Genomic DNA, 18,905 nt, shown 5'->3' with positions numbered 1-18,905 from the left:
GTGATGGCAGGTGATGCAATCTCTCTGGCCGAGGCGATCCGGGCGGGCCGTCTCAGCGCTTCCGAAGCCATGGAAGCATCCCTTGCGGCGACCCGCCGATGGGCAGAAATCGGTGCGCTCGCGCATGTCGATCCCATTCTCGGTCGAGCCGCCGCCGAGAATGCGGATGCCCGACTCAGCCGGTCGCCGGGCGACGCGCAGGCCCAACCTTTTTTCGGTGTCCCTAGCCTCGCCAAGGATCTCGGCGGCCCCTTTGCCGGTCTTCCGGTTACGGCCGGCTCGAACATGCTCGAGCGCAGTACCGCTGCCTCACAGGACAGTGACCTGGCAGCCAGGCTTCGCGCTGCGGGCCTTTGCTTCTTTGGACTTACCACCGTGCCGGAAATGGGCCTCTCGCTCGCGAGCGAGCCGGCAGCCGGCTCCGTCTGTCGCAATCCCCTCGATACGGACCTGACGCCCGGCGGCTCCTCGGGCGGCGCCGCGGCTGCCGTCGCCGCGGGCATCGTGGCGATCGCCCATGCGACCGATGCCGGCGGATCCATCCGCGTTCCCGCGGCATGCTGCGGGCTCTTCGGCCTCAAGGCGACTCGTGGCGCGGTACCGGCGGGGCCATCCTTCGGCAATCACCTCGGCGGCATTGCCGGTGAGTTGGCGCTATGCCGCTCGGCCCGCGACCTTGCGGCGATCTTCAACGCGGCAGCGGGACGCAGCAGGGGACCGTTTCCCGACCCAACCTTCGCCCCCGCCCCGTCCGGGCGCTTGCGTGTCGGCCTCCTTCTCGAGACCGGGGAAGAATACCCCTCCGAACCGGCGCGCAGCGAGGCTGTGGAAAGCGCCGCGCGCGCGCTCGAGGCAGACGGCCACTATGTCGTTGCGATGCACTGGGACGCTTTTGCCCCTGGCGTCGCCGCAAGCGGCCAGGCGCTGCGTGACATCATCGCCGTCAACCTCGCCAATTTCGTCGGTTCAGCCGGTCTCGACGCGGGACGCGCCGAACGGCTGACGCAGGCTTTTGCCAGCCATGGGTTGCGTCTCGAGGCGACTGCCTTCTGGGCGACACTCGACGCCGCCGTCCATGCGAGCCATGCGCTCTGGTCGCTTTTCGACCGGGTAGACTGTATCCTGACCCCCATGCTTGCGTCGGCACCCCCGCGAATCGGGGCCTTCCCCTTCGACCACGGCGACATCGACCTGCAGATCAGGCGCATGACGACGTTTGCACCGCTTGCGGCACTCGCCAATGTGACCGGCTTTCCGGCGCTTACCCTTCCCTTCGGCGCGGATAGAGGCGGGTTGCCGCTGCCGGTGCAAATCCTGGCGCCTATGGGGGGCGACCGCCTCCTCCTCGAGCTTGCGGCACGCCTCGAACGCCATGGCCGCTGGCGGCACCGATTCGCCGTTGCGGGACTTTCGGAATGACAGAAGCCGTTCTCGACATCCGCAACGTCTGCAAGCGCTTCGGCGACAATCTCGCCAATGACGACATATCGCTGAGTCTTGGCAAGGGCGAGATCGTGGCACTCCTCGGCGAAAACGGCGCCGGCAAGACCACCCTGATGAGCATTCTGTTCGGCCATTACGTGCCGGATACCGGCAAGGTGCTGGTCGGAGGACGGGAACTGCCGTCGGGCAAACCGCGCGCGGCGATCCGTGCCGGGATCGGCATGGTGCACCAGCATTTCTCCCTCGCCCCCAACCTGACGGTGCTGGAAAACGTCATGGCCGGCACGGAGAGCCTTTGGCACTTCCGATCCGGCACGGCCGCAGCACGGCGGAAGCTCAGCGGCATTTGCCAGCGGTTCGGCCTGACGGTGGAGCCCGATGCGCGGGTCGGCGACCTGTCAGTCGGCGAGCAGCAGCGCGTCGAGATCCTGAAGGCACTCTACAACGATGCGCGTATCCTGGTGCTCGACGAACCCACGGCGGTGCTGACCAATCTGGAGGCCGAGCGGCTGTTCGCAACGCTGAAGGAGATGGCGCGCGAAGGTCTTTCGCTGATTTTCATTTCGCACAAGCTGGACGAGGTCATGGCCGCCGCCGACCGAATTGTCGTGCTGCGCGGCGGTCGCAAGGTCGCCGAGCGACTGGCGGAAAAGACGAACAAGGCCGAGCTTGCCGAACTGATGGTGGGCCGCAAGTTGGCGCGGCCTGTGCGCGAGCCTTCCACGCCCGGCGAGGAGGTGCTTAAGGCTGCCGGCGTCAGCGTCATCATCGATGGAGTGGAAAGACTGAAATCGGTAGATTTCAGCCTTCGGGCAGGAGAAGTCCTCGGAATTATCGGTGTTTCCGGCAACGGCCAGACGACACTGGCGCATCTCCTGTCGGGTACGGTCGGGCGTGACAGGGGCGAGCTGCTGCTGTTCGGCCAGCCTGTCGGCGACCTTACTGTGGATGAGGCCGTCGGGGCCGGAATTGGCCGCATTCCGGAAGATCGCAACGAGGAGGGAGCGATCGGCGAAATGGCCATCTGGGAGAACGCCGTTCTCGAGCGCCTGCCGCGATTTTCACGCCATGGCCTCGTCGATCGGCAGGCAGCCCAGGCATTTGCCGGAGAGATCATCGATGCCTTCGACGTGCGCGGCGGCAGGCCGCCGACGCGGACGCGCCTGCTCTCGGGCGGCAACATGCAGAAACTCATCCTCGGGCGCAATCTGATCGACCGGCCGCGCATCCTCATTGCAGCGCAGCCGGCGCGCGGGCTCGACGAAGGAGCTGTCGTCGCGGTCCATGCGCGCCTGCTCGAAGCGCGGCGCGCGGGAACCGCGGTGCTCCTGATCTCGGAGGACCTCGAAGAAGTGATGGCGCTCGCCGATCGCATTCAGGCCATTGTCAACGGCCGGCTTTCCCTTCCGATCGCTGCCGAGAGTGCCGATGCCACGAAACTCGGCCTGATGATGGCCGGCGAATGGAATGACGAGCACGAGGTTTCCCATGCGCTTTGAACGACGCGAACATCGTTCGCTCGCCCTGGTGATCGCGACGCCGGTACTTGCCGTTCTCTGTGCGCTGGCGCTGGCGGGCGTGCTTATTGCGATTGCCGGCGCGCCGGTGATGGAAGCCTATTGGCGCATTCTCGTCGGTGCTTTCGGCTCGCGACTTTCGGCCACCGAGACCCTGACGCGCGCAAGCCCGCTCATTCTGACGGGACTTGCCGCGGCGGTCGCGTTCCGGGCGCGGCTGTGGAACATCGGCGGGGAGGGCCAGTTCTATCTCGGGGCGATCGCCGTCGCGGCCGCCAGCTCGCAGCTCTTGGGCGGCCTTCCCGCAGCCGTACAGATCCCGCTGCTTCTCGTTACGGGCGCGGCAGCCGGCATCGTCCTGCTGCTTGTGCCGCTCTGGCTGAGGCTGCGCTTTTCCGTCGACGAGGTCGTGACCACGCTTCTCCTCAATTTCGTCGCCGTGCTCTTCGTCTCCATGCTGATAGACAGCATCCTGAAGGACCCGATGGCCTTCGGCTGGCCGCAGTCCCAGCCGGTTGCCGATGCGGCTGTACTGCCCAAGCTCCTCTCCCGATCGCGCCTCCATCTCGGATTGATAATCGCCGCCATGCTCGCGGTCCTGGTTCATCTCGTGCAATCGCGCACGGTGTTCGGCATGCAGGCGCGCGCAGCGGGCCTCAATCCCGCCGGAGCGGTTTTCGCCGGCGTGCCGCTTGGCCGCACATTGGTGACGGTGGCCTGCATATCGGGCGGCCTTGCCGGTCTTGCCGGCGCTCTCGAAGTCATGGGCGTGCAGGGCTATGTGACGACCGACCTCTCGCCGGGCTACGGTTACTCCGGAATCGTCGTCGCCATGCTCGCCAATCTCAATCCGCTCGGCGTGGTGCTCGCCGCCCTGTTTACGGCAGTCATGTTCGTCGGGGCCGACGGGATGAGCCGCAGCATGGGCATTCCCTCCTATATAGCCGATGTGACGGTGGCGCTGTCGCTGATCAGCATGCTGACCGGCGTCTTCTTCACGCAATACAGGATCAGCCGATGAGCGTCGTCTTTGACATTCTCGCTTCCGCGGGCCTCTGGGCGGCTGTTTTGCGCATCGCCACTCCGCTGATCCTCGGCACGCTCGGGGCGCTGCTCTGCGAGCGCTCGGGGGTGCTCAACCTCGGCATCGAAGGCATCATGACCTTCGGCGCGATGATCGGATGGCTCGCGGTCTATAACGGCGCCGACCTGTGGACGGGCCTCCTTGTCGCAGCCCTTTCCGGTGGGGTCTTCGGCCTCCTGCATGCGGGTCTGACCGTGACGCTCGGGCTCTCCCAGCATGTTTCCGGCCTCGGCGTGACGCTATTTGCGTCGAGCTTCAGCTACTACGTCTTCCGTCTGCTCGTGCCGGTGGCGGGTACACCGCCGACGATCGAGCCATTCCAGCCGATCGACGTGCCGATGCTGTCCTCCCTCCCCTTCGTCGGTCCGGCGCTCTTCACACAGACGCCGCCGACCTATGCGGCTATCTTTCTTGCATTGGCGCTCGCCTACGTGATTTTCCGCACGCCGCTCGGGCTCGCCATCCGCATGACCGGGGAGAATCCCCACGCTGCCGAGGCGCAGGGGATCAATCCAATGGCGGTGCGCTATGGCGCCGTCGTCGCGGGCAGCGCATTGATGGGTGTCGGCGGCGCCTTCCTGACGCTCTCGGCCTTCAACAGCTTCTTCCCGACCATGGTGCAGGGGCGCGGCTGGATCTGCATCGCGCTCGTCGTCTTCGCCTCATGGCGGCCGGGCCGCGCCTTGCTGGGTGCGCTGCTCTTCGCCTTGTTCGATAGTTTCCAGCTGCGCCTGCAGACGCGGCTGAGCGGCGTGGTACCCTATCAGATCTTTCTGATGATCCCCTATCTGCTGTCGATCGCAGCGCTGGCGCTCATGGCCCGACGCGCCCGCGTGCCGCAGGCCCTGATGCAACCGTACCGGCGCGGCGAGCGCTGAGCGAATATCCGGAGATGCCACCCATGTTCGATCTGATCATCCGTAATGCAAACCTTCCCGACGGGCGCGAGGGCCTGGACATAGGCGTTTCCAGCGGCAAGATCGCCGCCATCGGGAAATCCATCGTCGTGGCCGCCGGCGAGGAGATCGACGCGACCGGCCGGCTGGTGAGCCCGCCCTTCTGCGATCCGCATTTCCACATGGATGCGACCCTGTCGCTCGGTTTGCCGCGCATGAATGTTTCCGGGACGCTGCTCGAGGGCATCGCGCTCTGGGGCGAGTTGCGCCCGCTCCTCACGAAGGAAGCCCTGGTCGAGCGGGCCCTGCGCTATTGCGACCTCGCCGTCACACAAGGCCTCCTTTATATTCGCAGCCATGTGGACACGTCCGATCCGCGCCTGGTGACGGCCGAGGCGCTGCTCGAGGTGAAGGAAAAGGTCGCCCCCTATATCGAGTTGCAACTCGTCGCCTTCCCCCAGGATGGCTACTACCGTGCGCCGGACGGCGTCTCCTCGCTCGATCGCGCTCTCGACATGGGCATCGGCATCGTCGGGGGCATTCCGCATTTCGAGCGGACGATGGAGGACGGCGCGCGCTCGGTCGAGGCGCTGTGCCGGATCGCCGCCGACCGCGGCCTGCCGGTCGACATGCATTGTGACGAGACCGACGATCCCATGTCGCGCCACATCGAGACGCTGGCGGCGCAGTCCGTGCGCTTCGGCCTCCAGGGGCGCGTGGCAGGTTCGCATCTCACCTCGATGCATTCGATGGACAACTATTACGTCTCGAAGCTCATTCCGTTGATGGCCGAGGCGGAAATCAACGTGATCCCCAATCCGCTGATCAACATCATGCTGCAGGGGCGCCACGACAGCTATCCGAAACGGCGCGGCATGACGCGGGTGCGGGAGCTGATGGCGGCGGGCCTCAACGTCTCCTTCGGCCATGACTGCGTCATGGACCCCTGGTACTCGATGGGCTCTGGCGACATGCTGGAGGTCGGTCACATGGCCATCCATGTCGCGCAGATGGCCGGCATCGACGACAAGCGCAGGATATTCGACGCGATCACCGTCAATTCGGCAAAGACCATGGGGCTTGAAGGCTACGGCCTGGACGTCGGGTGCAAGGCAGATCTGATCGTGCTGCAGGCCGCTGATGTCACCGAGGCGTTGCGGCTGAAGCCGAACCGGCTGTTCGTCATCAAGGCGGGCAAGGTCGTCGCCAGGACCGCGCCGCGCGTCGGCGAGCTCTTCCTCGCCGGGCGGCCTGCCTCGATCGACACGGGACGCGACTACGTTCCCCCGGTGCTGCAGCGCTGATCATCAAGATTTGTGGTGAAACCGATAAGCAAAGTGCAATTGGTCGAGCGAAGTCTGCGTGTTATGGGCAGCTATGATTGTGAATGCTTCGCCAGCCCTCATGTTCCTGCTGATCTCGTTCGGAACCATCCTCGGAATCGCGGGGACTGATTTGATTCTGCCTGCAATCCCCGCCATGCCGGCCGCACTCGGCGGGACTGCGGCATTGGCGCAGATGGTGCTCGCAGCCTATGCCGCAGGGACGCTCGTGGGATTGCTGACCTTCGGCGAACTCGGGGCGAGATACTCTCGCCGCACGCTGTTGGTCTGGTCGCTAAGTCTGTTTGCCGTCACCTCTCTTCTGTCTGCCTATGCGCCGACGTTGGAATGGCTGGTCATCCTCCGTTTCGCGCAAGGCGCCTTCGGCTCGGCCCCGGCGGTTTTCGCGCCCGGCTTTATTCACGGGCTTTTTCCCGGCGACAAGGCACCTTCCATGTTCGGCCGGCTCGGTTCCATAGAGTCCCTGACGCCGGCTCTTGCCCCCATCGCCGGAGCCTATCTTATGACCGTTGCGGGATGGCAGACCTCCTTCTTTATGCTGGCGGGATTTGCGGTTCTTTGCGCCGCCGGCAGTTGGGCTTACCGTCAGTCGCTTCCGGACCGGGCCGAGGCTCGTGATATACATCAGAGCTATGGGTCGATCCTTCGCAATGGCGATTTTCTTCGGCACGGTTTAAGTCAGGCGCTTTCCCTCGGCAGCATTCTCACCTTTGTCTTCGGGGCCCCCGCCGTGATGACAGGGGCGTTGGGCATGACGATCGGAAGCTTCATTCTCCTCCAGGTCTGCGGCATTGCCTTTTTCATTCTGGCATCGAACGCGTCCAATGCACTTGCCCGAAGATTCGGTACCGAACGCATGATCATGGTTGGTACAGGAGGCCTGGTTCTCGGCTTCTTGCTGATTCTTCTCTACACATCTCTTGGCGGACGCAGTCTGGCCGTGCTCGTGCCCCTGTGGATGACCGCAAACGGCGCGTTCGGCATCCGGGGGCCGATAGGTTTCCACCAGGCGATCGTAGCCTCCAGGGGCGATCATTCACGCGGCGCCGCATTGGTCGTTGCCGCTATACTCGGGATCACTGCCGGAGGTACGGCCGCCGCGGCGCCTTTCATCAACATAGGCTGGTGGCCGCTTGCCCTTGCCAGCAGCCTCGCTGCGATATTGGCTTTGCTATGTCTGACGCTGATCGGCAGCACGGCGAAAGAGGATGGTTAGACGGAATGGTTCGGCATTCGAACCGCCGATACCTTGCGCGCGCCCGAGAGGCCAGGACATGGCTCAAGCCACGTCCTGGCACTTTAACAGTCACACCAGATCAAACCGATCGGCGTTCATGACCTTGGTCCAGGCCGCCACGAAATCCTTTACGAACTTCTCCCTGGCATCGGTTTGGGCATAGACCTCCGCAAAGGCGCGCAGCTGCGAATGCGAGCCGAAAATCAGGTCGACGCGGGTACCGGTCCATCTGGCTGCCCCCGTCTTGCGGTCGCGGCCTTCGTAGACGCCTTCTTTGCCTTCGACGGGCGACCACTGCGTGCCCATATCCAGCAGGTTGACGAAGAAGTCGTTCGTCAACGCCTCCGGACGGGACGTGAATACGCCGTGCTCAGGCTGGCCGGCCTTCAGAACCCGCAGACCGCCGACGAGAACGGTCATTTCCGGTGCGGTCAGCGTCAGCAGCTGGGCCCGGTCCACCAGAGCCTCTTCGGGTTTCATGAATTGCAGGCGGCTGCTGTTTACATAATTGCGGAAACCGTCGGCACGAGGCTCCAGCGCGGCGAAAGAGGCCGCGTCGGTCTGTGCCTCCGAGGCATCCATGCGGCCCGGCGTGAAGGGCACGATGATCTCTTGTCCGGCCGCCCTCGCCGCCTTCTCGACCCCCGCATTGCCTGCAAGCACGATCAGGTCGGCAAGTGAGATCTTCTTGCCGCCGGCCTGGGAAGCGTTGAAGTCCCTCTGTATCCCTTCAAGCACCGAGAGAACTCTGGCGAGCTGAGCCGGCTGATTGACCTCCCAGTCTTTCTGCGGCGCGAGACGGATGCGCGCACCGTTGGCGCCGCCGCGCTTGTCCGAGCCGCGGAAGGTCGAAGCCGAGTCCCAGGCGGTGGAGACGAGCTCCTGCACCGAAAGGCTGGAAGCGAGGATCTTCGCCTTGAGACCGGCTACATCAGCGTCGTCGACTAGTTCGTGGTCGACGGGCGGGATCACGTCCTGCCAGATCAGGTCCTCGGCCGGAACCTCGGGGCCGAGATAGCGAACCTTTGGCCCCATGTCGCGGTGGGTCAGCTTGAACCACGCGCGGGCGAAGGCGTCGGCGAACTGGTCCGGATTTTCGAGGAAGCGGCGCGAAATCTTCTCGTATACCGGATCGAAGCGGAGCGACAGGTCGGTGGTCAGCATGGTCGGAACGTGCTTCCTCGTCGCATCATAGGCATCCGGAACGGAGGCCTCGGCGTTCTTGGCTTTCCACTGATGCGCACCAGCCGGGCTCTTGCTCAGCTCCCATTCGAAGTTGAAAAGGTTCTCGAAGAAATGGTTGCTCCACCGGGTCGGCGTCTGCGACCAGGTCACTTCCGGTCCGCCGGTGATCGCGTCCTTGCCGACGCCTGTGCCGAAAGTGCTCTTCCAGCCAAGCCCCTGATCCTCGATCGCGCCGCCTTCCGGGTCCGCTCCGATGAAGGACGGATCGCCGGCGCCATGCGTCTTGCCGAAGGTGTGGCCGCCGGCGATCAGGGCGACGGTCTCCTCGTCGTTCATTGCCATGCGGGCGAAGGTCTCGCGAATGTCATGTGCGGCCGCTACTGGATCAGGATTGCCGTTCGGGCCTTCCGGATTCACATAGATGAGGCCCATCTGCACGGCCGCAAGCGGCTCGCTCAATTGCCGTTCGCCACTGTAACGCTCGTCACCGAGCCAGGTGCCTTCCGGCCCCCAGAACAGTTCCTCGGGCTCCCACACATCGGTTCGGCCACCGGCGAAGCCAAAGGTCTTAAAGCCCATGGATTCGAGCGCGACATTGCCGGTCAGGATCAACAGATCCGCCCAGGAGATCCGGTTGCCGTATTTCTGCTTGATTGGCCACAAGAGCCGCCGTGCCTTGTCGAGATTGGCGTTGTCCGGCCAGCTGTTGAGCGGCGCGAACCGCTGCTGACCCTGGCCTGCCCCGCCCCGGCCGTCGGTGATGCGGTAGGTTCCGGCGCTGTGCCATGCCATGCGGATGAAAAGCCCGCCATAGTGGCCGAAATCGGCCGGCCACCAGTCCTGCGAGTCAGTCATCAGGGCATGCAGGTCCCGCTTCAACGCATCCAGGTCGAGCTTCCTGAATTCCTCGGCGTAATTGAACGACTTGCCCATCGGATCGGAGAGATCGGAATGCCGGTGCAGAACCTGAACATCCAGCTGGTCCGGCCACCAGTCGCGGTTCGATCTGCCCCTCGGCGCCGTATGTGCGACGGGACACTTGCCCGCATTGTCGGTCTTCTGATCCATGGTCATCTCCTCTTCCTTGATCGAGCGCCTCTCCGAGGCAGCCTGTCCGCGAACTGTTCGCTGCATCATCCGGGCCGGCGCACATGCTCGCATGATTTGGCGCAATTTTACCCGATTGGTCAAACGGCTTATTTCCCTGACCGGCACAGTGAAGTCGCGCAATTTAGCAGCCGTGTGACGGTGCTGCGAAAAATCAAAGGGCAAAAGATGATCGGAAGCATTTATTCTTGACAGATCGTTCCAGTATGTCTAAATGACCCCATGGCCCGGATCAAGGAATTTGACAAGGAGGAGGTATTGGACGCGGCGATCGCCGTATTTCGCGAGCACGGATTCGAGGGCACCTCCACGGAAATGCTCGTACGGGCTATGAATATCGGCCGCCAGAGCCTCTATGACACGTTCGGCGACAAGTGGAAGCTCTACCGCCTGGCGGTGGAACGCTATTCCGCCGAAGAGACACGTGCTCATATCGAATTGTTGCGCGGGACGCCGCGCGCCCTGGACGGTATTCGGTCAATGATGGCACGCGTCGTCGAAAATGCCGGTCAAGCGTGTCTCGGCGTCAACTCTATCTGCGAATTCGGCCAAAGCCGGCCGGACCTGACGGCACTGCACCACGCAGCGGATCTTCGGCTCAAGAAGGTCGCTATTGAACGCGTAAGGGAAGCTCAGGACGCAGGTGATATAGCCGTCTCGTTGTCCGCAGAGGCCGTGGCAGATTTCCTCTTCGCCAATATCACCGGTATCCGCATCGCCGCACGTGGCGGAGCCGGCCCGGAACAGCTTCAATCCCTCAGCGGGTTGGCGCTTCGCGCAATAATCTAGACAACACGACCTGAAATCCCGCTTTAGCAGGCACAAAACTTTGCTGTTTTCTGGAATGATCAATCAATAATGGAGATGGACATTGAAAGCCGTTGTAATGAAAGAGGTCGGTGGTACCGATGTCATGGAACTCGTCGATTGCCCAGAGCCTGTCGCACAGCCGGGGCATGTCGTCGTCGAAATCGCCGCAGCGGGCGTGAACCTCATGGACATCGGCGTGCGCCAGGGCATGGCCTGGACCGAGATCCCTAACCCGAAAGTTCTGGGTGTTGAGGGCGCCGGTCGCGCGATTGCCGTCGGCGACGGAGTGGACGAGTTGGAAGTCGGTGATCGGGTCGCCTGGGCCTATGCGCCCGGAAGCTATGCCCAGCGTCATTCGATCCCGGCGGGCTCCCTGGTGAAAATTCCCGATGCCATCGACGACGCAACCGCCGCGTCCGTGATGATGCAGGGGCTTACGGCAAGTCACTTTGCAACCGATTTCTATCCGGTCCAGGCGGGCGACATCGCTCTCGTCCATGCCGCTGCCGGCGGGGTGGGCCTGCTGCTGACACAAATTATCAGGCTCAAGGGTGGCCGCGTGATCGGACGGGTCTCGTCGGAGGACAAGGTTGCGTGCGCCAGGAAGGCCGGCGCTGAACACGTCATCGTCGATGCCGAAGGACAGTTTGCGGATGACGTCCTGCGCGTGACCGGAGGCGAGGGCGTGAACGTCGTTTACGATGGCTCGGGCCCCAAGACTTTCAAGGGGTCGATCGATGCGCTTCGCCGGTCCGGCACGTTCTGCTGGTATGGACCGGTGCTCGGCGGGCCCGGGCCGCTCGACATCATGAGCCTGCCGAAGAGCATCAAGATCGGCTACGCGACGTTCATGGATCACGTCCATACGCACGCACTCCTTCTTGCTCGCACCAAGCAGCTTTTCGAATGGATCGAGGATGGATCCATCACGGTCACAACGGGCGGAGTCTATCCCCTTGCCGACGCCGCCCGCGCCCATGCAGACATGGCGAGCCGTGCAACCACCGGGAAACTGCTTTTGATCGCGTAACGAGTCGTCATCGACAGCAGCCTCACCCTCGATCGGCGTCGACCGCTGGGCAAAGCTCCAACCGCGTGTCGATGCCGATATTGGCAAGGAATGTCTCGTCGTGGCTGACGACGACGAGTGCGCCGTCATAGGCGAGCAGGCCGGCCTCCACCGCCTCGATGGATTCGATATCCAGATGATTGGTCGGCTCGTCGAGGACAAGCAGCGACGGGGGATCGGAACCGCCGAGCACGCAGGCAAGACCGGCGCGAAGTACCTGCCCGCCGCTCAATGTCTCAACCCTTTGCAAGGCCGCATCCGCGCGGAAGCGAAACCTGGCCAATGTCGCCCGGCAGGCGTTATCGCTTGCGCCGGGATTGAGCCGTTTGAAATTATCACGGATCGTCTCGCCGCGCTCCAGGATGCTGACGCTCTGGTCCAACAGAGCGAAAGGAACATTCACGGAAGCGGCACCCCTGATTGGCGGCAATTCTCCGATGATCACCTTCAGAATGCTCGTCTTTCCCGACCCATTGCTGCCGGTTACGGCAAGACGCTGCGGGCCGGCCAGGGAGAAGGACAGGTCCCGGATAAGGGGACGCGCGGGATCGTAACCGACGGTCACGCCGTCAAATGTCAGGACCTGTCGCCCGGCCGCAAGCCGGGTCGGAGGCAAGCGGACGGAAAAGGGCTGCAGCACCTCGATCCGGGCTTTGGCCGCCGTGACGGCGTCGAGCGCGCCGGCGCGCTGGCGCTCGGTCACTTCCACACCCTTGCCCCGGCTCGCCTCCGCACTGCTCTTGCGCCGGCCCAGCAGAATGCGCGGCATCCCGCCTTTTGCCGCTTTTCGGGCACCCGCCGCATCACGCTTATCCTGCCGCTCCGCCAGAGCCTGTGCCTTGCGATCAACTTCGTCGGCGGTCTTCTGTGCATGCGCCAGGCTTTGCCGCGCCGCTTCCAGCTCGACTGCCCTCGCCTCCTGAAAAGCACTCCAGCCCCCGCCGTAGCGTTTCGCCCCGAGCGAAGTCAGCTCGACGATCGCATCCATTTCTTCGAGCAGCTCCCGATCGTGGCTGACGACGATTGCCCCACTCCGCCAGCCGGAAAGAAGATCGATGACTGATCGTCTGCCGTCACGATCCAGATTGTTCGTAGGCTCGTCGAGAAGGATAAAATCCGGCTCGGCGTAAATCGCCGCGGCCAGTGCCGCACGCGTGCGCTGGCCACCGGAAAGCTGCATCAAAGGCGTGTCTGCCCGCGCGTCCAGTCCAAGCCGGGCAAGGGCTGACATGATCCGCTCCTCCACCGTCCAATCCGCATTCTCGAGCTCTTCAAGGCGCGCCTCGCCTTTTTGCGCCCGCTGCAACACAGCAAGCGCTTCCGTCGCACCGAAGACATCGGCGATGGTTTCGTCGGCGCCGGCCGAAAGCATCTGCCTCGCAAGCGCGACGCGTCCTTCGATGGCAACAGTGCCGGCGTCAGGCCTCAAAAGACCGGCAACGATGTGGAGTACACTCGTTTTGCCTACACCATTCCTGCCAACCAATCCTGTCCGCTCCGGGCCGAAGGCGAGGTTCAGATCGGTAAGAACATGCTCCCCGTCGGGTTTGGCCCAGGAAAGTGCGGAGAGGGTGATGGAAGGCATGGCGGAACCTGTTGCAATGTCAATAACAGCACAGTACCGTGCTGTTATCAGCAATCGGCGGCGAGGACAATGGCAGCTGTCCAGTTCCCATGAGCATCGCAGGGTATCAATGAACATGGTTCGCAGACGTGCCGGCGGACGTCCCACCCGAGATGAAGCCGAGGCCCTGACCCGCCGACTCCTGGACAGCGCCCGCTCGGCTTTCGCCCGCAACGGTATTGCCAACGCCTCCATGGAGGAAATTTCCGCCGACCTCGGAATCTCGAAGCACACGCTTTATCGGCGATATCAAAACAAGCAGATGCTTCTGGAAGCGGTGGTTGAACGCGACCTCATCCGCTTCCGCAAGGCGCTTGCCGAGGCCGCGAGACGGGGCGAAAACCCTCTTGCAGCCTTGCACAACATCGCCTTCAGCTACTTTCTCTTCGGCACGGATCGGGAATATTCGGCCTTTTATCTGTCTGTTATCGCCGAAGCCGTGATTTCCAAGCAGTTGGGGGAAAGGCTGGCGGCATGGTCGCGTGCCGCGCTGGAGCCGATCGTCGAAACGATCGTACTGGCCCAAGCCGCCGGCTTACTCGTGCGGGGAGATGCAGTGGAGATGTGCAATGTCCTCGTCGATTTGCTGGAAGGCGCCAATAGTCGCGTCCGTCTCAGCCTGTCCGAACGTCCTGACGCCGCCGAGTGTCATCGCCTGTTTGAAAGCCGATGGGCTATTTTCCAGGCAGCCATGAAAGCCGGTCCCTTGGAGCGGAGGAAGACGGTCTAACGCATCGAAAGAACGAAGGATCAGCCGGTTCCCCGGCCGATCCTTCGTCGGAGTTGCCGGCATCCCTCTTCGGCTCACGGCCAAAGCACAGAGGCGGCAAGAAGCCCGACCAGCGCGGATGGCTCCGTCGAAAATGCGTCATAGACGCAAGGCGCGGCAAGGACGGCAAATGCCAGCATTCCTACAGTGATGCGTTTCATCGAAAATCTCCGTCAAGATCGCGTATGTCGGTCAGGCGAGCGTCAGATCGACTTCGATGTTTCCTCGCGTCGCCTTTGAATAGGGGCAGGTCTGATGCGCCTCGGCGATGAGCGATCGCGCAAGGTCTGAAGCGATGCCGGGTAAACTCACAGCAAGCCGTGCTCGAAGGAAAAAGCCGCCCTCCGCTTTGGCGAGATCGACTTCCGCATCGACCGCCGTTTCGGCGGGGAGCTGCAGCTTACGCTGCGCGGCGGCAAGCCCCAATGCGCCGATGAAACAGGCCGACCAGCCGGCGGCAAAAAGCTGCTCGGGATTGGTTCCCGGCTTGTCGCTACCAGGCGACGAAAGCCTGACCTCCAGCCGGGCGTCATCGCTGCGCGCGAAACCTTCGCGGCCGCCGGTCGTATGTGTCTTTCCGGTGTAGAGAATCTTTTCCTGCGCTGTCATCGCACACTCCGTTCGTTGCGCCGCACCATCGCGACATCTGACGACATGTGTTCTGCCTGCGCGATGTATCCGCCATGTTTCCAAAGCTACGCAGAGCGTACCGGAATGTATGCGCCCCCCTGGCAGACAATCTTCCGTACCAAAGCACCCCCTTTAGCTCCTTACACTCCGGTACACTTTGCACCGGGCCGAGACACATCCGGGATACGTCGCACCGCCAGATTGGCTCAGCTACTGACCGGGCGCTTGGCCTGCGTCCAGAACCCGAACTTCGGTTTCAGAGGAAACGATGATGACGCTTCTTATCATTGCCTATCTCGGAGGGGCGCTGACAATCCTCAGCCCGTGTATCCTTCCCATTCTTCCCTTCGTCTTTGCCCGGGCGGGGCAGCCGTTCATTCGCAGCACGCTGCCCATGCTGACCGGCATGGCCGCCACTTTCGCGCTCGTTGCGACACTCGCAGCGGTCGGCGGCAGCTGGGCAATCCATGCCAACGAGTACGGCCGGTTCGCTGCCATCGTACTGCTGGCGATCTTTGGCGTCAGTCTTCTATCGCCGCGTATCGCAAGCATGGTCGCGCGGCCGGTCGTCGATTTCGGCAACAGCCTGTTGAACGCGTCGGACAAGCCTGGCTCCGCACCGACTGCCGCAAGCTCGCTCATCCTCGGCGTTGCAACCGGCTTGCTTTGGGCCCCGTGCGCCGGGCCGATCCTCGGGCTCGTGCTGACGGGTGCGGCGCTGCAGGGTGCCAATATCCAAACGACCTTGCTGCTCGTGGCCTATGCCGCCGGTGCCGCTACTTCCCTTGCCCTAGCCCTGATTGCCGGCGGCAGGATGTTTGCAGCCCTGAAGCAGTCGCTGGGCATAAGCGAACGGATCCGCCAGGTTCTTGGCGCCGCGATCCTCGCAGGCGTTGCCGCCATTGCACTCGGCCTCGATACCGGCTTTCTGGCCAGGCTTTCCTACGCCAGTACTACCGCCTTCGAACAGGCCGTACTCGACCGGCTGCACGCCAACCCTGCCGCCGGTGCGCCATCCGAGGCTGTCGGCAATGGCACGACCGTTGCCGCCGCCGGTGCAATGCAGCCCTTCCGCAGCAGCCTGCCCGACGAAGGCTACGCGCCGTCCCTGAATGGCGCCGTCGAATGGCTTAACTCGCCGCCGCTCACTACCGAGCAGCTGCGCGGCAAGGTCGTCCTTGTCGATTTCTGGACCTATTCCTGCATCAATTGCATCCGCACCACGCCTTATGTGCGCGCCTGGGCTGAGAAATACAAGGAACAAGGGCTTGTGGTGATCGGCGTTCACGCCCCGGAATTTGCCTTCGAGAAGAAGATCGACAACGTCAGGAGGGCGGTCGACGATTTCAAAATCGGCTATCCGGTTGCGATCGACAACGACTACACCATCTGGCGCGCATTCGGAAACAGCTACTGGCCAGCCCATTATCTGATCGATGCCAGTGGCCGGATCCGCTACCACCACTTCGGCGAAGGCAACTACGACCAGACCGAACAGGCGATTCAGGATCTGCTGCGGGAGGCAGGCAGTGACATGGAAGCAAGCGCACCCGTGGCGCCGGATGCGAAAGGCGCCGAAGCGGGCCCGGACACAAAGAACATCCGATCCGGCGAAACCTATCTCGGCTACAAGCGCGCCACCAGCTTCGCCTCCCGGGAAAACCTCAGCGCCGATGCTTCCCGGCAGTACTCGGTCGCGGAACCGACCCTCAACGAATGGGGCCTGTCCGGGATCTGGACAGTCGGTGCGGAGCAAGCGACCCTCGACCAGGCGAACGGCGGCATTGCCTACCGGTTCAGCGCCCGCGATCTGCACTTGGTCCTCGGACCCGGCGCCGCCGCAAAACCGGTGCGCTTCAAGGTGACAATTGATGGAAAGGCGCCCGGAGCCGACCACGGCGCCGATACCGATGCCGGCGGCAATGGCACCGTGACCTCAACCAGGCTCTATCAGCTCATTCGCCAGTCCGGCGACGTGGAAGCACGGACCTTCGAAATCCGATTCCTCGATGCCGGTGTCGAAGCCTACGCCTTCACCTTCGGGTGACCAATGTCCCCCCCCTCGAACGACAGGAGCCGAATCCATGAACCGCCGCTATATCATCACCCTTGCGCTTGCTTTCGCCAGCAGCGTGATCGCTTTCGCCGCGCATGCCGCTGACGTGAAAAACATTGTTATCGTACGCGGGGCTCTCGCTGATGGCTCCGGCTGGCGCAAGGCGACGGAAGTACTCGAAAGCCGGGGCTTCCACGTCACGATAGTCCAGCAGCCGATTACTTCGCTTGCCGACGACGTGGCAGCCACCGAGCGCATTCTGGACCTGCAGGACGGGCCAAGCTTGCTTGTCGGTCATAGCTATGGCGGAATGGTCATCACGGAGGCAGGCAACCGTCCTGATGTCGCCGGTCTCGTCTATGTGGCCGCCTTCCAGCCGAACAAGGGCGAAAGCCTGTTCGACCTCGCGAGTTCGAAACCACCGGCCGGCAAGAACATCAAGGAAACGTCTGACGGCAAGTATCTCTACTTGGACCCGCATGCCTTCGCCGAAGATTTTGCAGCTGATCTGCCCAAGCCCGAAGCCAGCTTCATGGCAAGGTCGCAGGTTTTCGCTTCTAAGGAAGCGTTCGCAGCAAAGGTCGACGATCCGGCGTGGAAGACGAAAATGAGCTGGACCGTGGTCGCAACGGAGGATCGGTCCATTCATCCGGATCTCGAGCGGGCAATGGCGAAGCGCGCCGGCAGCACCGTGACGGAGATCAATTCCAGCCACGCTGTCTTTGCCTCTCACCCGCAAGAAGTCGCCGACATCATCGCTGAAGCAGCCGGGAAGGCGGGCCGCTGATACGCCCCGCGCAGCCGTTCATTCGGGCCGAAAGAGGACGACACGATTTCGGCCCGCTTTCTTCGCCAGGTAGAGTGCCGTGTCAGCCTGGTTCTGAAGCCTTTCCGGCCCGATAATCTCGCCGGCTGCGCCCTGCGCCGCCACACCGATGCTGAGGGTGACGTAAGGCGCTACGCGGGATGCGGGGTTCGGAAGTGAGGCGGCTTCGACGCTCGCCCTGATGCGCTCAGCCGTGGCCAGGGCCGCTTGCACATCCGCTCCCGGGAGCACGACGAGAAATTCTTCGCCGCCGTAGCGGGCCACATGGTCGCGATTCCGCCTGACGCTGCTCTGAATGATGCCGGCAACCTTCACGAGGCAACGATCGCCTTCGGCATGGCCAAGCCGATCGTTGAGGCTCTTGAAGTCGTCGATGTCGCACATCAGCATGGCAGTGCCGGCGGGACGCTCGGCGCCTGCGCCCCAGAGGCGATTGAGTGTTTCCATCATCCAGCGCCTGTTGGCGATCCCGGTCAGAGGGTCGGTTTTCGCAAGCCGCTCGAGGCGGGCATTCGCATCGGCAAGCTCCGCTACGCGCCGTTTGTCTCGAAGTTCGAGAAGAAAGGTCTTCTGGGCGAGGATCGTCATCGTGCGGCGGGCAACCACAGTCGCGACGATGCCACTCGTGAAAAACAGCGTCCCCGCTACGGCGCTGCCCGTATCCAGCATCGGATTGCGCAGCTGGAAAATCAGGTAGAGAGCCAAAGCGAAAGAGGCGACCGCCACCGTCCACGCCAGAGGAATGGAGAAAATGATAATTGCGGTAATGGCGACGAACAGCATGATGTTCAAGTGCCGCTCGTAAAACTCGCCACCCGCGCTCACGCCCACCAGCGCGACGGACAGGAGAATGAGGAAAAGGCCTGCGACCAGGGACACCCTCTGAAGCCCGACGCCCCTTGGCTTTCGCCAGATGAACGCAGTGGCCAACGCTGCAGGCGGAAGTATGCAGGCTGGCGGAAGCATCGACAGTGCGACCGCATTTGGAAGCAGGATCGCATTGAGGCCCAGCGTCAATACGTCCAGCAAGGTCACCCAGATCATCCAGGCGCGGATGATCTTGGCGGTTCGCGACCACGACCGCTCCTCGAACAGACGGCCAAGCTCACCTTTAAGCCGGATGTCGCGCGTCCGCCCCCCGAGAAGGCGCTCGACCTCGGCCATGACAGCCGGTCTGAGCGGCTGAGACCGCACCTCCGGAGACGCAATCGGGGGGCCGGCGTAAATTGCGCTTTCCTGAAGCTCCATCTTTCCCCATCTAGGGGAGCACCTCCTGCTGGCAAGATCACCGATGCGTGAACTCGCGGGT

16 protein-coding genes are annotated in these 18,905 nt (G+C 63.0%); 11 read left to right on the top strand and 5 right to left on the bottom strand.

Annotated elements, in window-relative coordinates:
• The first annotated feature begins 3 nt into the window (after nt 1-3).
• The 6 genes from FB009_RS07195 to FB009_RS07170 are packed head-to-tail and all read left to right on the top strand — an operon-like array spanning nt 4 to nt 7,499.
• Nucleotides 4-1,419 carry an amidase gene (locus FB009_RS07195; RefSeq protein ID WP_145161501.1) on the top strand — a complete coding sequence of 472 codons (1,416 nt, stop codon included), beginning with the start codon at nt 4-6 and terminating at the stop codon, nt 1,417-1,419.
• Nucleotides 1,416-2,942, top strand: a complete 1,527-nt coding sequence (locus FB009_RS07190; RefSeq protein WP_018210374.1) for an ABC transporter ATP-binding protein — start codon at nt 1,416-1,418, stop codon at nt 2,940-2,942. The genes FB009_RS07195 and FB009_RS07190 overlap by 4 nt, the downstream gene beginning before the upstream one ends.
• A complete protein-coding gene (locus FB009_RS07185; RefSeq protein ID WP_127580478.1) occupies nt 2,932-3,981 on the top strand; it encodes an ABC transporter permease in 1,050 nt (349 codons plus the stop codon). Before FB009_RS07190 ends, FB009_RS07185 begins: the two co-directional genes overlap by 11 nt.
• A complete protein-coding gene (locus tag FB009_RS07180; RefSeq protein ID WP_011970215.1) occupies nt 3,978-4,922 on the top strand; it encodes an ABC transporter permease in 945 nt (314 codons plus the stop codon). The genes FB009_RS07185 and FB009_RS07180 overlap by 4 nt, the downstream gene beginning before the upstream one ends.
• A 23-nt stretch (nt 4,923-4,945) precedes the next feature.
• Complete coding sequence (locus tag FB009_RS07175) at nt 4,946-6,244, top strand: amidohydrolase family protein (RefSeq protein WP_127580476.1); 1,299 nt, start codon at nt 4,946-4,948, stop codon at nt 6,242-6,244.
• A gap of 58 nt (nt 6,245-6,302) precedes the next feature.
• Nucleotides 6,303-7,499: an MFS transporter gene (locus tag FB009_RS07170; RefSeq protein ID WP_026160891.1), complete on the top strand. Its 1,197-nt coding sequence runs from the start codon at nt 6,303-6,305 to the stop codon at nt 7,497-7,499.
• Between the two features lie 90 nt (nt 7,500-7,589).
• Here the strand turns inward: FB009_RS07170 and katG are convergent, their stop codons facing one another.
• Nucleotides 7,590-9,773, bottom strand: coding sequence for a catalase/peroxidase HPI (gene katG / locus FB009_RS07165; protein WP_164829993.1), 2,184 nt, complete (start codon nt 9,771-9,773; stop codon nt 7,590-7,592).
• A 261-nt stretch (nt 9,774-10,034) separates the two neighbouring features.
• Between katG and FB009_RS07160 the strand changes: the two genes are divergently transcribed.
• Complete coding sequence (locus tag FB009_RS07160) at nt 10,035-10,601, top strand: TetR/AcrR family transcriptional regulator (RefSeq protein ID WP_018010926.1); 567 nt, start codon at nt 10,035-10,037, stop codon at nt 10,599-10,601.
• An 82-nt stretch (nt 10,602-10,683) separates the two neighbouring features.
• Complete coding sequence (locus FB009_RS07155) at nt 10,684-11,652, top strand: quinone oxidoreductase family protein (RefSeq protein ID WP_127580472.1); 969 nt, start codon at nt 10,684-10,686, stop codon at nt 11,650-11,652.
• A 22-nt stretch (nt 11,653-11,674) separates the two neighbouring features.
• Here the strand turns inward: FB009_RS07155 and FB009_RS07150 are convergent, their stop codons facing one another.
• Nucleotides 11,675-13,276 carry an ABC-F family ATP-binding cassette domain-containing protein gene (locus FB009_RS07150; RefSeq protein WP_127580470.1) on the bottom strand — a complete coding sequence of 534 codons (1,602 nt, stop codon included), beginning with the start codon at nt 13,274-13,276 and terminating at the stop codon, nt 11,675-11,677.
• Between the two features lie 109 nt (nt 13,277-13,385).
• Here FB009_RS07150 and FB009_RS07145 point away from each other — a divergent pair, with 109 nt between their 5' ends.
• A complete protein-coding gene (locus tag FB009_RS07145) occupies nt 13,386-14,045 on the top strand; it encodes a TetR/AcrR family transcriptional regulator (protein WP_018010929.1) in 660 nt (219 codons plus the stop codon).
• A gap of 74 nt (nt 14,046-14,119) precedes the next feature.
• On the opposite strand, the gene FB009_RS33655 is transcribed toward FB009_RS07145, so the two are convergent.
• The gene (locus FB009_RS33655) at nt 14,120-14,245 is read right to left on the bottom strand and encodes a hypothetical protein (protein ID WP_024311789.1); all 126 of its coding nucleotides are present in this window, start codon (nt 14,243-14,245) and stop codon (nt 14,120-14,122) included.
• Between the two features lie 31 nt (nt 14,246-14,276).
• Nucleotides 14,277-14,693: an organic hydroperoxide resistance protein gene (locus FB009_RS07140; RefSeq protein ID WP_024311788.1), complete on the bottom strand. Its 417-nt coding sequence runs from the start codon at nt 14,691-14,693 to the stop codon at nt 14,277-14,279.
• A 292-nt stretch (nt 14,694-14,985) separates the two neighbouring features.
• Here FB009_RS07140 and FB009_RS07135 point away from each other — a divergent pair, with 292 nt between their 5' ends.
• Both FB009_RS07135 and FB009_RS07130 read left to right on the top strand, forming a co-directional pair.
• Nucleotides 14,986-16,761, top strand: coding sequence for a cytochrome c biogenesis protein DipZ (locus FB009_RS07135; RefSeq protein WP_186447661.1), 1,776 nt, complete (start codon nt 14,986-14,988; stop codon nt 16,759-16,761).
• Nucleotides 16,762-16,798: 37 nt separating this feature from the next.
• Nucleotides 16,799-17,557 (top strand): alpha/beta hydrolase, encoded by a 759-nt coding sequence (locus FB009_RS07130; RefSeq protein WP_127580468.1) that lies wholly within the window; start codon nt 16,799-16,801, stop codon nt 17,555-17,557.
• A gap of 18 nt (nt 17,558-17,575) precedes the next feature.
• Here FB009_RS07130 and FB009_RS07125 read toward each other — a convergent pair whose 3' ends face one another.
• Nucleotides 17,576-18,844, bottom strand: coding sequence for a GGDEF domain-containing protein (locus FB009_RS07125; protein ID WP_011970205.1), 1,269 nt, complete (start codon nt 18,842-18,844; stop codon nt 17,576-17,578).
• Nucleotides 18,845-18,905 lie beyond the last annotated feature (61 nt).

The sequence above is a fragment of the Sinorhizobium medicae genome (assembly GCF_007827695.1).
Lineage (GTDB): Bacteria > Pseudomonadota > Alphaproteobacteria > Rhizobiales > Rhizobiaceae > Sinorhizobium > Sinorhizobium medicae.
This window is presented reverse-complemented; position numbering and strand designations above follow the sequence as displayed.